10 protein-coding genes are annotated in these 13,567 nt (G+C 54.3%); all 10 read left to right on the top strand.

Going from position 1 to position 13,567, the window contains the following annotated elements; all coding sequences use genetic code 11:
* Positions 1-234: 234 nt before the first annotated feature.
* Positions 235-1,008: a hypothetical protein gene (locus FCN45_RS11535; protein ID WP_137386009.1), complete on the top strand. Its 774-nt coding sequence runs from the start codon at positions 235-237 to the stop codon at positions 1,006-1,008.
* Positions 1,005-2,996: a DUF3274 domain-containing protein gene (locus tag FCN45_RS11530; RefSeq protein ID WP_137386008.1), complete on the top strand. Its 1,992-nt coding sequence runs from the start codon at positions 1,005-1,007 to the stop codon at positions 2,994-2,996. The genes FCN45_RS11535 and FCN45_RS11530 overlap by 4 nt, the downstream gene beginning before the upstream one ends.
* A 95-nt stretch (positions 2,997-3,091) precedes the next feature.
* Positions 3,092-3,355, top strand: a complete 264-nt coding sequence (locus FCN45_RS11525; RefSeq protein WP_137386007.1) for a PAAR domain-containing protein — start codon at positions 3,092-3,094, stop codon at positions 3,353-3,355.
* On the top strand, positions 3,355-4,794 hold the full coding sequence (locus FCN45_RS11520; protein ID WP_137386006.1) for a hypothetical protein: 1,440 nt from the start codon (positions 3,355-3,357) through the stop codon (positions 4,792-4,794). Before FCN45_RS11525 ends, FCN45_RS11520 begins: the two co-directional genes overlap by 1 nt.
* A complete protein-coding gene (locus tag FCN45_RS11515; protein WP_137386005.1) occupies positions 4,794-8,174 on the top strand; it encodes an ImcF-related family protein in 3,381 nt (1,126 codons plus the stop codon). Before FCN45_RS11520 ends, FCN45_RS11515 begins: the two co-directional genes overlap by 1 nt.
* On the top strand, positions 8,174-9,745 hold the full coding sequence (gene tssA, locus FCN45_RS11510; RefSeq protein ID WP_137386004.1) for a type VI secretion system protein TssA: 1,572 nt from the start codon (positions 8,174-8,176) through the stop codon (positions 9,743-9,745). The genes FCN45_RS11515 and tssA overlap by 1 nt, the downstream gene beginning before the upstream one ends.
* A 63-nt stretch (positions 9,746-9,808) precedes the next feature.
* Positions 9,809-11,563: a type VI secretion system baseplate subunit TssF gene (tssF, locus tag FCN45_RS11505; RefSeq protein ID WP_137386003.1), complete on the top strand. Its 1,755-nt coding sequence runs from the start codon at positions 9,809-9,811 to the stop codon at positions 11,561-11,563.
* The gene (gene tssG / locus FCN45_RS11500; RefSeq protein ID WP_137386002.1) at positions 11,527-12,594 is read left to right on the top strand and encodes a type VI secretion system baseplate subunit TssG; all 1,068 of its coding nucleotides are present in this window, start codon (positions 11,527-11,529) and stop codon (positions 12,592-12,594) included. Before tssF ends, tssG begins: the two co-directional genes overlap by 37 nt.
* Positions 12,572-13,108 (top strand): type VI secretion system lipoprotein TssJ, encoded by a 537-nt coding sequence (gene tssJ / locus FCN45_RS11495; protein WP_137386001.1) that lies wholly within the window; start codon positions 12,572-12,574, stop codon positions 13,106-13,108. Before tssG ends, tssJ begins: the two co-directional genes overlap by 23 nt.
* Positions 13,105-13,560 (top strand): type VI secretion system baseplate subunit TssE, encoded by a 456-nt coding sequence (gene tssE, locus FCN45_RS11490; protein WP_137386000.1) that lies wholly within the window; start codon positions 13,105-13,107, stop codon positions 13,558-13,560. The genes tssJ and tssE overlap by 4 nt, the downstream gene beginning before the upstream one ends.
* The last annotated feature ends 7 nt before the right edge of the window (positions 13,561-13,567 follow it).

Genomic DNA, 13,567 nt, shown 5'->3' with positions numbered 1-13,567 from the left:
ATTTCGAAGCAGTCTTTCACCAAAAAGTGTTCAAGTCAGGGCTGAATGTAAGCATCCTCCTCGTTAACGGGTCATCCGATATTCAACCTGCCGTATTGCACCACCATGCCGGGTGGTAAGACTATTGAGAGCGTAGTTTCTGCATCTGCCGAGACAAAACTAGCTCAATCTGAAATTGTTTACGATAAGATCCTGACATTTAATCCGGTATCAAAATAATATTGGGGTATTACAATGGATAATACTGAAAGTAAAACTATGAGCAGAAGAAAGAAAATAATATTAGCTATATTAATTTCTCTTGCAGTGGTGATGATTGTTGTTTGGAATTTTGTATTACCTATGATAGCAGCTACTGTAGGTGGAAGTTTTGGTTATGGCTTTCCAAGTGGTTCGGGCGGTCGGGCTATCAGGAGTGTTGAGATCGATGTTGACCCGCAAGTGGTTTATCGCATAGACAATCATCGCTTCTTTACTTTAGAGAATTATGTCAGTTGTCACAGTGGTGGGCTTGTGTATTACAATGATACAAACAAAAAGATAAAGATATTCGCTGGGCTGGAAGGCGACGATAAAAATCCTCAAGATGAATTCTCAATAAGTAGACAGAATGATGTTTTATCTTTTAATGGTGAGTTTATCTATGCTGCAGGTGATGATTTAATTTCATACCCCCATCGCTTTGTTAACTATAAATATGGGAATTCGGAGCATTATATAGTTAGCAAAAGTTTAAGGGAGGGGGCTAAGTCGCACAAAAGTGAAAATATACTTCCAAGTGATACAGTGATTGTTACCAATGATGCAGTTTATATACAGGATAGAATTCACAAGGAATTATTAAAGCGAATAATATCCATCGGAAGTAAAGATAAGGTTGGCAAATGGATTGATAACCCAGATTTCAAAATTGAGGCGCAATCAATTGATGAACGATTCCACTGTGATGACAATATCAAACCTCGAAGCATTAGGTATTTAAAGGCTAGTAGTGGAGTTATGAAATGAATAAAGTGAACGATCCTACTCGCGAGTCTAATTGTTTTCTTGGCGATAACGGGAATCCTTATTTTAAAAGCAGTCCGTCTCCAAAAAGTATTAAAGTAAGGGCAGAGTGTAAACATCCTATACATCACCCTGGGATCATTTTATTCGTGCATGGTGTTAATTCCACTGGAGAGTGGTATTCAACAGCAGAAAGAAATATATGTGAAGGGCTTAATGAACGCTTGGGTTTAAAATCAACATCTTTTGAACTGATTCCTAATAAATATAACTGTGACAATATATTTGATTTAGAAGGTTATAAATTGGATCGAGTGTTGCTTAATGCGGGTGAGGCTAATTCCCCGGTGGTTCGTTTTTATTGGGGTTATAGAGCAGTTGATGGTGAAGAAGGAACATATGAAATACCGTTAGTTAATAAAAATAATGAAGACTACCATCTTCTTAAAGAAAAAGGATTGAAATTAGAAGAATTGAGAGGGAAAGGCCCTTGGTTCTGGGGAGGAGGGCCATTCCAAAACGGAACAAATAATTTGGTATCACTTTGGAGTGATGTCGGATTTAATGAGAGGATGCGTTATTTAGGTCTGGAAGTGCAGGATTTTGCACCAGACTTTGACCGTTTGCTCAAGACTGCACCACCAAGGAAATATTATGCACATGCAGCAAAGCGCTTGGCTGATTTGATGGATTCTATCCGTGATGAATTTCCAAGAGACACTGTTAGTGTAATATCTCATAGTCAGGGAACCATGATTGCTCTTGCAGCAACGTCTCTTGCCAAGAAAGCACCTGATAGTCTTTTCATTTTGAATTCACCTTATGCAATGGAACCGAAACTTACAGATAAATTTTCTACACAAGATAAAGAGATCATTACAGACACCGCACGCGAGCAGACTCTTGAGGCAATTATAAATAAAATAGCTGAACGCTCTAATTTCTTGCAATCAGATAAATATAATGAATTGTTTGTTGGTAAATCTTCTGACAATCAACCATGGACACCAGATATATCTCATACATCTATATCGGGACGGCAGATCTCAGAGAGAGATAATCATGGTAGACTATATATCTATTGCAATCCGCATGATAGAGTCATGGGGTCATCTCCACTATTAAGCCTTGGATGGCAAGGTTTGCCAAATAATGGGTTGGAGCAACAGCCACATAAATTAATTACTGCCCACAAAGGACATTTATTTCAACGAATGATGGCACGTTCTACTTCTTGTGGAGCCGCGCCGAATTCTAAGACCCCCTTTTGGCCTTTGCCTGACGGAAAACCTTTTTGGGATGATGGCGGAAATTATCCAACATATTTTACGCCAAAATATCAGACCATTAATATTAATTCAGAAGAAGTTCCCGATCCTATTCTGTCTGATGAAATGATCGGTTTTGACATGAAACGCCCAGGTGATGGTAGTGAATGGGATGAAAAGCCCATGTCCCATAAGGGAAAGGGTTGGGGACAATTTTCTGAAAAAAATGACGAAGATAATAAGTCATTTGTTGTTCCAAATGATGATACGTTTAATAACTTTGTTGTGCTGTACCCTAAAAAACAAGTACCAACCGGTGCTTATCAACCATCAGGTAAAGCATTCCCTCAGTTTGAGCCAGTGATGCGTCTTGAAACTGATGAGGAGAGACGTATTCGCGTAGGTGCTTATATTTCTCAGCCAACCGATCACAGTACATTACCTAACAGCCCTGAATTTATGCGACGGGTTGTTACCTATGATTTGCCTATTGGTTTTTGTGATGCTACTTGGGATAAGAATTTTATGGCAAAGTTGCGTGATATGGCAGACTGGACTAAGGGATATGACACTTATTTTGAAACAGGCCAGCTAAACATCCCCCCACTTCCAGCTGAAATATTCACAGAAACCATTTCAGATGTAGAACTCGAAAAGAGAAAGGCTGAATGGTATGAAATTAATACAAAACTTAATTCACGCACATCAATTAAATCAGGATGATGCCACTTCATATTTAAAATGTATGGGATGGCATGTCCTATATTATTAACTGGTTATCCTCCTGCCATTCAGTAAATAAAATATAGGTCATAATAATGGGCAAGCTTGCAGTCATTCTGGGAGATTCTACGTCTCACGGTGGCAAAGTCACATCTGCATCATCTACTTTCGATATTCAGGGAAAAAATGCCGCCCTGCTGCATGATACGGTGTCCTGCCCATTACATGGCACTAACCGTATTATCGAATGCGATATTGCATCTTATGAAGAAAATGGTCGTGGGATCGTTATACATGGCTGCAAAACGGAATGTGGCTCGGTGGTTATCGCCAGCCTGCCGGATATGGAGATCGGCTAATGGGATGGTCAGTACCGGAAGTGCCTGAGCGGACACCCGCCAGCGCATGTTCTCCGTGGATCTGTTTTTTTATTATTTTCTTTTGCGTATTAATCAGTGTTGCCTGGCTTTTGTTTTCTGGTTCAGCGGAAGAACTGTCTTCCCTTTCATCCGGAGCCTGGCTGCCGCTGGCCGCAGCGATGCTGGTGAGTGTGATGGCAATCCTGACGGTGTATTTATTAGGCTGGGAAGTTCAGGCTCTGAAAGCTTTTTACTGGAACAGCTGGCGACTGAATGTGCATGCCGCCTGGCAGCAGCATGCCCATCAGCATCTGTGCGTGGTTAATCAGATAAATTTAACGGTGAGCACGGATTGCGTCCCTCAGTTAACAGGGCTGGTCGCAAAAAAAGACGTTATTGATAAACCCACCACATTGCTGGCCGGTGAAGCGCTCATCCCCGGCATTTCACGCTTTGAGCAGCTTAGCCAGGCACTGCTCAAGCAGGTAGCACTATCGTTAGCAAACTGGTATCCCGGTGGTGCGCTCACCGTTGTCATCCAGACCTCGGCCGCCTCTCTGGAGCAGGAAAAGCAGCGTGTTGCGTCACTGTGGAAACAGCATGCACTGCCGTGGACGCCCACCTTTCATGTGTTGCCCGCTGAGTATCCTTTTGAGTTCTGGAATAACCAGTTGCTGGCATCGCACAACCCGGTACTGATTCTGGCAATCCATTATCGTCAGGTAAATGAAACCCTGGCTGAATTTGCCAGCGCGTTATTACTCGCGCCCCCGTCACTGCTTTCTGCTGTTCAGCAAAGAGAAACCGTAAAAGTCTTTCGGGCGATGCCGCTGCAAACCAGCGAACTCTCAGCCGAGCTAAAAGAGCTTAAAGAGATGAACCAGCAACCATCTTCATCTGTTGGGCTGGTGTGGTTCAGCGGACTCACCGCCCCTCAGCGTCAGCAACTGACGTCTGCCGTATTTGAACTGCCGTTGTCTCTTCGCAGTTCCGCGCCGATGGCGGGACTCATTGATTTTGATGAAGGCTGCGATCGTTACGACCACCTTGCCGGCTGGCTAATGTCCGTTGCGGCAATCGAAGCCGTCAATTACGACATGGGTAGCCAGTGGCTGGTGTGGGCCGATGATAAACAGGCTTGGGCGATGGTGGCAGGCAGGCAAATGCCGCTGATGAACACTTCCCCCGAACGGGCGCAGGCCGCGCCTTTCCCTGCCGGTGGAATGATGCTGGCGGTGCTGCTTAATACTCTTCTTATCTGGTCTTTAGGTTTTGCCTTCCCGGTCTGGTTATTTTCGTGGTGGGGAACGATCACTTTACTGGCCGTACTTGGCGTGACCTTACCGGGTCTGGCATTCGCGTTACGAAAGGTGGTGGCCAGCGCGCTGCTGCCGGGATTTTTCCGTGCTGCCGGTGAGCATGAAAGGAATAAAATATAATGAAAAACTTCTTTCGTCTGCTGGGGTACGGGCTGGTTGCCGTGTCCGTTTTACTGCTTTTTTTATTCCTGCTATCCCAGCTAAAAGCCTTACCCGTTGAAGCAACCACCCGTCAGTTTTGGTTACCGTTGACGGGATTTGTTTTTCTCGCGTGCCTGATATGTACGGTGATTTTCTTCTTATTCAGTCCGTTGAATGCGGGCGTCCCGGTCAGGCCATCGGGTGACAAAAAAGAAGATATGCCTGCCTCTGCCACTACTTCCACATGCCTGGCGAGCGATATGAGCAACTATCTTCGCTCACGCTACAACCTCTTCTGGCGCAGCAAAGTTCGTCTGCTTCTGGTGGTCGGCGACGACGCCGCGATCAGCCCGCTTGTACCGGGACTCGGCAAAAATGTGTGGATGGAGGGTAACCGGACGGTTCTTATTTACGGTGGTAGCCTCGATGCTCAGTTAGATGCTGAAAAATACGCCGCGCTGCGCAAGCTGCGCCGCAGCCGTCCGCTGGACGGCATTGTGCTGGTTCAGGATTCAAATTCCACCCTGACACCACAAAAAAGTGATGCAGCGATGCGCTCGCTGGAGAAGATTGCCACCGCGCTGCGCTGGCGTGCGCCGGTGTGGATCTGGCAGCTCGGTCACAGTGACTGGCCGCAGCCAGAACGTGAAAGCAACGTGGTAGGGGCTGTTTTTCCAGCAAAAGCGCTACCGGGGAATATTTTTCAACAGCTCGAAAGCCTGGTCGCTCCGTTACGTGAACGCGGTCTGGCGCAGGTTGAGCACAGCCTCAGCCACGACTGGCTACTGCGTCTGTCGCAGCAGCTTGCCAGCGGTGAAAGTCAGGCCTGGCAGCAGCGCTTAGCGCCGTGGCTGGACCCGGCGCGCCGCAGTTTACTGCGTGGTCTGATGTTCAGCCTGCCGGAAGCAAAGCCTGCACTGGACAGCGTGCATCCTCATGCATTAACCGACAGCGCGCTCTGGCAGAGTATCGCGTCAGACCACGCCAGAGGTCGTCGCACCGGGCTGCCGTGGGATCAGGTGCTGGCCTGGTCGCTGATGAGCCTGATGCTGCTCGCTGGCGCGGGCATGCTGGCGTCTTCGCTGTTCAACCGTCATCAGATTGTCAGCGCGGCGGATAAAGCCGTGGTATTGGTGAATTCAACGAAGGTTGATGATGCGCAGCTCATTGCGCTGCACGGCCTGCGTAACGATCTCGGTCAGCAGCAGCACTGGCTGGAGCACGGCGCGCCCTGGTATCAGCGCTTCGGCATTAACCACACGCAGCAGCTGCATGATGCGTTGCTGCCGTGGTACGGCGTTGCTGCACAGCGGCTGATCCACGAACCGGCGCGTATCGCGCTGGAAGAGAAGCTGACCTATCTGGCCAGCCTTCCCGCCGCCAGCCCACTGCGCGCCACGCTGGCGCAGCCGGGGTATAAGCAGTTAAAGGCCTGGCTGATGATGGCGCGCCCGGAGCGTGCTGAACCGGCGTTTTATGCGCAGACCATGGCGACCGTTCAGCCGGAATATCCGGGCATTTCAACGTCGTTGTGGCAGACGCTGGCCCCGGATTTGTGGGCATTCTATGCCGCGTCGTTGCCGTCGCAGCCGGGCTGGCGCATCAAACCCAATGCGTCGCTGCTGAGTCAGGTACGTCAGGTGCTGCTGCTGCAGACCGGCCAGCGCAACGCCGAGATGACGCTGTATCAGAACGTGCTGCGCGACGTGCGCCGCAACTACACCGACCTGACGCTGGAAGATATGACGCCGGGCACCGATATGCGCCGGCTGTTCAGCAGTGACGACAGAGTTCCGGGCGTGTTTACTCGCCAGGCGTGGGAAGGCGGCGTGCGCCAGGAGATTGAGAAGGCGGCCAACACCCGGCGCGATGAAATCGACTGGGTGCTCAGCGACAGCCGCAGCGCCGTGCCGCAGGAGATTTCCCCGGAGGCGCTGAAGGCGCGGTTAACTGAGCGCTATTTCAGTGACTTCGCCGCCAGCTGGCTGAATTTCCTCAACGGCATCCGGCTCAATCCGGCGCAGAACATTGCTGACGTTACGGACCAGCTGACGCTGATGAGCGACGTGCGTCAGTCACCGCTGATTGCACTGATGAACACGCTGGCGTGGCAGGGCCAGACCGGCCAGCAGCGCGAGGCGCTCTCCGACACGCTGATTAACTCGGCCAAAGACCTGATCGGCCAGAAAGACAAGCCGGTTATCAGCCAGAAAGCCACCGGCCCTGAAAGGCCGCTGGATGTCACCTTCGGCCCGCTGCTGGCGCTGACCGGCAAAAACAGCGGCTCGCAGCTGATGGCCGCCGACAGCAGCCTGACGCTGCAAACCTACTTAACCCGCATCACCCGTGTGCGCTTACGTCTGCAGCAGGTCGCCGCCGCGCCCGATCCGCAGGAGATGCTGCAAACGCTGGCGCAGACGGTGTTTCAGGGCAAAAGTGTCGATCTGACCGATACCCAGCAGTACGGCAGCCTGATGGCGGCGAGCCTCGGCGAAGAGTGGAGCGGCTTTGGCCAGACGATGTTCGTGCAGCCGCTGACGCAGGCGTGGGAAACCATCCTGCAACCGTCTGCGGTGAGCCTGAACGCGCAGTGGCAGCGCTCCATCGTGGAAAACTGGCGCACCGCGTTTGACGGACGCTATCCATTCGCGGCGGGACAAAGTGACGCGTCACTGCCGATGCTGGCGGAGTTTATCCGCCGCGATGCCGGGCGCATCGACAGCTTCCTCAGCAGCCGCCTCGGTGGCGTACTACAGAAAGAGGGCAGCAGCTGGGTGCCGGATGCAGCACACAGTCAGGGACTGACGTTTAATCCCGCTTTCCTCAAGGCGGTGAATCAGCTGCGCGAGCTGTCCGACATTCTGTTTACTGACGGCACGCAGGGCATCAGTTTTGAACTACAGGGCCGCGCTGCGCCAGACGTGGTGGAAACCCAGCTGATGCTTGATGGTCAGCCGCTGCGCTACTTCAACCAGATGGCGACGTGGCAGGCGATGCGCTGGCCGGGCGACAGCCTGAAGCCGGGGACGTTGTTGACCTGGACCGGTGTGAAAAGCAGTGCGCAGATTTACGGTGATTATCCCGGCACCTGGGGCTTTATCCGCTGGCTGGAGCAGGCAAAACGTGAACGTCTCGATCGCAGCCGCTGGCTGCTGAGCTTTACCACGCCGGATAAGCGCACGCTGACGTGGGTGCTGCGCACGCAGATGCGCGACGGACCATTGGCGCTGCTGCGCCTGCGCGGCTTTACGCTGCCGACGGAAATATTTAGCGTCGATGCTGCCAGTGCCTCCGAGGCGATGGCACCGCGCGATGCCGTTACGGATGACGTCACTACCGACATGGAGGGAGCAGAATAATGAGCGCAATGACCGAGCTGGTGCACGCCTGCGGCGTGGATGAGTCCACGCTGAGAACCGATGCACAACAACGCTGCAGCAACTGGACGCGCTGGCTGGAACCGATCAGTGAAGCGTTGCCCGCCGGAGACGATCCGGCTTACGACGATCAGTTTATGCAGATCCGTGAAGAAGTGAACAAGCTTTCCGGCTGTGATACCGACACCATCGCCCGCCTGTCGGAATCGCTGCTGACAACCGTGAGCAAGGATATCCGGGTTATCACCTTTTACGCGTGGGCGCGCCTGCATCAGGACGGCGAGCAGGGGCTGGCGGAAGGACTGGAACTGCTGGCCGCCGCGCTGCAGAAGTTTGGTGGAAAGCTTCATCCACAACGCAGCCGCAGTCGGCAGGGCGCGCTGGCCTGGCTAGGCAGCGCCAGAATGCTCGACAGCCTGACGTTATGGCCGGAAGCCGATATCGCGCGGGTTTGCCGCATTAGCGGTGCATTGCTGCTGATTGGAGATGCACTCAATGAAGATGAACGCAACGGGCTTCAGCCGCTGTTGCGCGCGCTGGAGCTGCGTTTAGCTCAGAACGGGGGTGCCAGCGCGATGGTGCCACTCAACAGCCCGACACATACGGACGTGGATGATTCGTCGCTTGCTGAACTCGCGCCGGTCAACTCCGGCGAAACGCTGAAGGCGCAGGCAAAAGTGCTGGCAAACTACCTGCGCGAGCAGCCCGGCGGCTGGCTTTCCGCCCACCATCTGATGAAAAGCGTACGCTGGGATACCATCCTCAATCTCCCTGCGCTCGGACCCGGCGGCAATACGCGTCTGCCGCCGCCAAAACCCGATCACCGTGCGCACCTTAAGCGCCTGTATCTGCAGCAAAGCTGGACGGAACTGCTGGAACTGACGGACTCGCTGTTTGCGCAGGCCATCAATCACGTGTGGTTCGATCTGCAGTGGTACGCCTGTGAAGCGCTGAATCGTCAGGACAAGGGCGCGGCGCTGGCGAACATTGTGCAGCAGGATTTGCATGGACTTTTATCAAGGCTGCCGGGACTGGAAACGCTCTCGTATTCAGACGGCACACCGTTTGCCGATGAGGTGACGCGCAACTGGATCGCGCAAAAAGTGATGAGCGACGTGGGCTTTGCGGAGAGCGACACGCTGGTTGCCGGACCTGACAACGATATTCTGTCCCTGGAAAACGAGGCGGTGGAAAAAGCGGAAGCGGAAAGCGTGGAAGCCGCACTGGCGTGGCTGCAGATGCGTCCGGGCACCAATAGTTCGCGAGATCAGTGGTTAATACGTCTGCTAATGGCGCGAGTGTGCGAGCAGTTCGGTAAAAGTGAAATGGCGCTGCATCTGCTGGATGAACTCAATCAGCATGCCAGCGCACTGACGCTTGCGCAGTGGGAACCAACCTTATTATTCGAAGTGCGCGCCCGGCGGCTGAAGCTGCTGCGTGCCCGAGCGGCGCGCAGTGAGAGTGAACGCACGCGCATTCAGCCGGAAATGGACACGCTGTTATCCGGTCTCATCACGCTTGACCCGGTCAGGGCCGCCATCCTCTGCAGCTGACTTCTGCTTTTTAACTTCCTGCGGCCTGACTGATTCGGGCGGCACCTCACTGAGGTGAATACCATGGACGATTTAACTCTGCGTTATTACGACGCTGAAATGCGCTACCTGCAGGAAGCCGGCGAAGAGTTCGCCCGCGCGCATCCTGAGCAGGCGGCGATGCTCAATCTGGACAAAGCCGGCGCGCGCGATCCCTACGTAGAACGACTGTTCGAAGGCTTTGCCTTTATGGTCGGTCGCCTGCGTGAAAAGCTCGACGACGACCTGCCGGAACTGACCGAAGGTCTGGTCAGCCTGTTGTGGCCACACTATCTGCGCACCATTCCGTCGATGTCGGTGGTGGAGTTCACGCCCGACTGGCGCGAGATGAAGGAGCCGATGCGGCTGGCACGCGGCTTTGAAGTAATCTCACGTCCGGTGGGTGAAAAAGGCACGCGCTGTCGCTACACCACCACGCGTGACGTGCAGGTTCTGCCGCTGGCGCTGGAATCAGCAAAATTAACCACCGATGCCGCCGGACGCTCAGTTGTTCGCCTGCGTTTCAACGGCGGCGCGCTGGCTGACTGGAGCCGTATCGACGTCAGCCGCATTCCGCTCTACCTCAATGCCGATGCGCCGCTGGCCTGCGCGCTGCATGAAGCATTGACGCTTAACGTCGCCAGCATCGCGCTGCGTTTGCCGGGTGAAACCGACAGCCGCCGCTTTGACGGGCACTTCAGCGCGCAGGGCTTCAGCGAGGAAGATCGGCTGTGGCCGGGCGACGAGGGCAGCTTCAGCGGCTATCAGCTGCTGCTGGAGTACTTCACCTTCCGTGAGAAGTTTATGGCGGTGAATCTGCGCGGGCTGGAGCAAATTGCACTGCCCGCGTCGCTGCCGTGGTTTGAACTCGACGTGGTGCTGGCCGAGCGCTGGGAGCATGATTTTCAGTTTAGTGAAAAACATCTGCGCCTCAACGCGGTGCCGGTGATAAACCTGTTTGCGATGGAATCTGATCCGCTGATGATCAACGGCCTGCAGACCGAATATATGCTGCGCCCGATGCGCGTGCAGGACGGCCATACCGAAATCTACTCGGTGGATTCGGTGATTTCCTCGAAAGGTCTGCCGTACGTGCCGTTCAGCAGCTTCCGCCACAAAGGCGGCATGCTGCGTCACGAAGCGCCGGAACATTACTTCCACACGCGCGTGCGGCGCGGGCCGTCCGGGCTGCATGAAACCTGGATGATCCTCGGTGGCGAAGCCTTTGATAATCACAGCCTGCCGGAGCATGAAAGCCTGTCGGTGAGCGTCACCGGCACCAACGGCCAGCTGCCTCGCCGCGCGCTGCAGAGCACGCTGCTGGATACCGCCGTCAGCAGCACCGACGTGGCGATGCAGGTGCGCAACCTGTGCGCGCCAACGCTGCCGTGCTATCCGCCCAATCGCGACCGCTTTCACTGGCGCGTGCTGAGCCATCTTGGTTCGAGTTTTCTGTGGATGATGGATAACGCCGAGGTGCTGCGCGGCACGCTGGCGCTGTACGACTGGACGCACAGCGAAATGAACCGCCGTCGTCTGGACGCCATCCTGCACGTCTGCCACAAAGAGACCGAACGCTTTGAGCAGGGCTATCTGCTGCGCGGTGTGCAGATTGAAATCACCCTCGACAGCAGCGGCTTTGCCGGCAGCGGTGATATCTGCCTGTTTGGCGAAATGCTCAGCCGCTTTTTCGCGTTGTATACCGATATCCACCTGTTTAATCGTCTGATTTTAATCCTGCAGCCAACCGGAGAGCGCCTCGAATGGGAAGAGAAGCACAATCGCCGCATCTCCGGCTGACGCCACGGCTGGAGCAGGAGCTGACGCGGCTGAACTTTTACCGTTTCTGTCAGTTGATAGAGCATCAACACAAAGATAAGCCACCACTCGGTAGCACCAGCAAGCCGGAAAACGACGCGGTGCGGCTATTACCGCATCCCGGCATGGGGTTTCCGGCTGGCGAATTGAAGGCGTTTGAGTACAACGAAGCCAATGCCGCTGCGCCGCCGGTGGTGCGCACCACTTTCCTCGGATTGTATGGCGTGGATTCGCCGCTGCCCGGCAGCTATATCGATGACATCACCCAGCGCGATGAAGGGCATGAAACGCTGCAGGGTTTTCTCGATATTTTTAACCACCGCATCCTGACGCAGTTTTATCGCATCTGGCGCAAATACTCGTATCCGGCAACTTTTGAGGCGGGCGGTGGCGACAGCACGTCGCAGTCGCTGCTCGGGCTGGTGGGATTGGGCATTCCCGGCACCGGCAAGCATATCGCCACGCCGGTTTCACGCTTTCTGGCGCTACTCGGCGTCATGCGTCAGCCGGGCAGAACGGAAGAGGGCATTCGTGCGCTGGTGCGTTTGCTTGCGCCGAACACCTCGGTGACCGTGCAGCCGTACTGTCTGCGTCCGGTGCCGGTGAGTCATCCGCTGGAGTGCGAGTTCGTGCTGGATGGCAACGCGCCGCTCGGCGATGAAGCGATGGATGCCAACAGCCAGCTGCTGATCGAACTGCAAACCGCCTGCGCGGATGAGGCCACGCGCTGGCTGCCGGACGGCCAGCTGTATCAGGATTTTCTGGTGATGCTGCGGGTGTATCTCGGCTGGCGCTATTGCGCGCGCATCCGGCTGTGTCTGGATACGCAACTGCTGGTCCCGCCGGAACTGGGTGATGCGCCGTTCTGGCTCGGCATGACCGGCGTGCTGGGCGCGGACGAAGTGTGCAGCGACATCCCCCAAACTTTTACTACTGAACTGGGCTGCTATGCAGGCATGCGCCCGGTCAAACCCTGCGAGGAGCAGCGACGTGTCAGTTACCACTTTGATTAAAATTTTGATGTGCAGCGCACTGTTGCTGCTTGGCGGCTGCGGTTTGCAGCAGAAAGTCACCGATGGATCCGTCGCGGCGTTTGACGCGATTTTCTACAAGCAGATCAAAACCCTGCATCTGGATTTCAGCGCGCGTGAAAGCCTCAACAGCGACAGCCGCGAGCATAATCCGCTGTCGCAGCCGGTGATGGTGCGCGTGTTCCAGCTCAGCGAGCGCAAAGCTTTTGACGGCGCGGTGTATCAGCAACTGACCGGCGATGCGGCGGACGTGCTCAAAGCCGAACTCCTCGCCGACCGCGATGTGGTGCTGACGCCGGGCGGCGACGTGTCGCTGAATATGCCGATGGAAAAAGAAGCTAAATTTGTCGCGGTAGTCGCGCTGTTCCAGCAGCCGGATATGGCGAAAAACAGCTGGCGGCTGGTGCTGGAGCGCAACGATTTAGACCCGGATAAAGCGCGCGTGATTGAATTAAACAGCAACAGCCTGCGCCTGATCAGCGAGGCAAAACCATGAGTGGCGGCAACCATCAACCTTCTCTGTATGAGCTGCTGAAAGGCAGCTTCGCGGGTGGGCTGGAGCTGGACCGTGTGAAGGAACAGGATCAGGTGATCCTCTCCGTGCTCGATAACATGCAGCGCATCCTCAATACTCGCGCCGGATCGCTGTCGCATATCCCAGATTACGGCCTGCCCGATATGACGCGTATCCTGCAGGGCATGCCCGGCACCGCGCATCAGCTGCTGTATACACTCTCTGAGGTGCTGCTGAAATACGAGCCACGCCTGAAGCGCATTGATGTGGTGTTACTGGAACAAAGCATGCCCGGCGAATTGCGCTATGCCATTGATGCCGAACTCAAAGAGGGCGGGCTGGTGCGCTTCGGCACCGAATTTATGCCGGAAGGGCGCGTGATGATCCGCCATATGAAACAGCAGCAATATCTGGATGCCAGGGCATCTGTTTAATTTTTCG

The organism is Pantoea sp. SO10 (genome assembly GCF_005281435.1).
Lineage (GTDB): Bacteria > Pseudomonadota > Gammaproteobacteria > Enterobacterales > Enterobacteriaceae > Pantoea > Pantoea leporis.
The sequence above is the reverse complement of the archived record's forward strand: the minus strand, read 5'-3'. Positions and strand labels throughout refer to the sequence as shown.

Bases quoted from the DNA above. Each gene is read 5' to 3' on its own strand.
- FCN45_RS11535 (WP_137386009.1), top strand. From the start codon at position 235: ATGGATAATACTGAAAGTAAAACTATGAGCAGAAGAAAGAAAATAATA.
- FCN45_RS11530 (WP_137386008.1), top strand. From the start codon at position 1,005: ATGAATAAAGTGAACGATCCTACTCGCGAGTCTAATTGTTTTCTTGGC.
- FCN45_RS11525 (WP_137386007.1), top strand. From the start codon at position 3,092: ATGGGCAAGCTTGCAGTCATTCTGGGAGATTCTACGTCTCACGGTGGC.
- FCN45_RS11520 (WP_137386006.1), top strand. From the start codon at position 3,355: ATGGGATGGTCAGTACCGGAAGTGCCTGAGCGGACACCCGCCAGCGCA.
- FCN45_RS11515 (WP_137386005.1), top strand. From the start codon at position 4,794: ATGAAAAACTTCTTTCGTCTGCTGGGGTACGGGCTGGTTGCCGTGTCC.
- tssA (WP_137386004.1), top strand. From the start codon at position 8,174: ATGAGCGCAATGACCGAGCTGGTGCACGCCTGCGGCGTGGATGAGTCC.
- tssF (WP_137386003.1), top strand. From the start codon at position 9,809: ATGGACGATTTAACTCTGCGTTATTACGACGCTGAAATGCGCTACCTG.
- tssG (WP_137386002.1), top strand. From the start codon at position 11,527: ATGGGAAGAGAAGCACAATCGCCGCATCTCCGGCTGACGCCACGGCTG.
- tssE (WP_137386000.1), top strand. From the start codon at position 13,105: ATGAGTGGCGGCAACCATCAACCTTCTCTGTATGAGCTGCTGAAAGGC.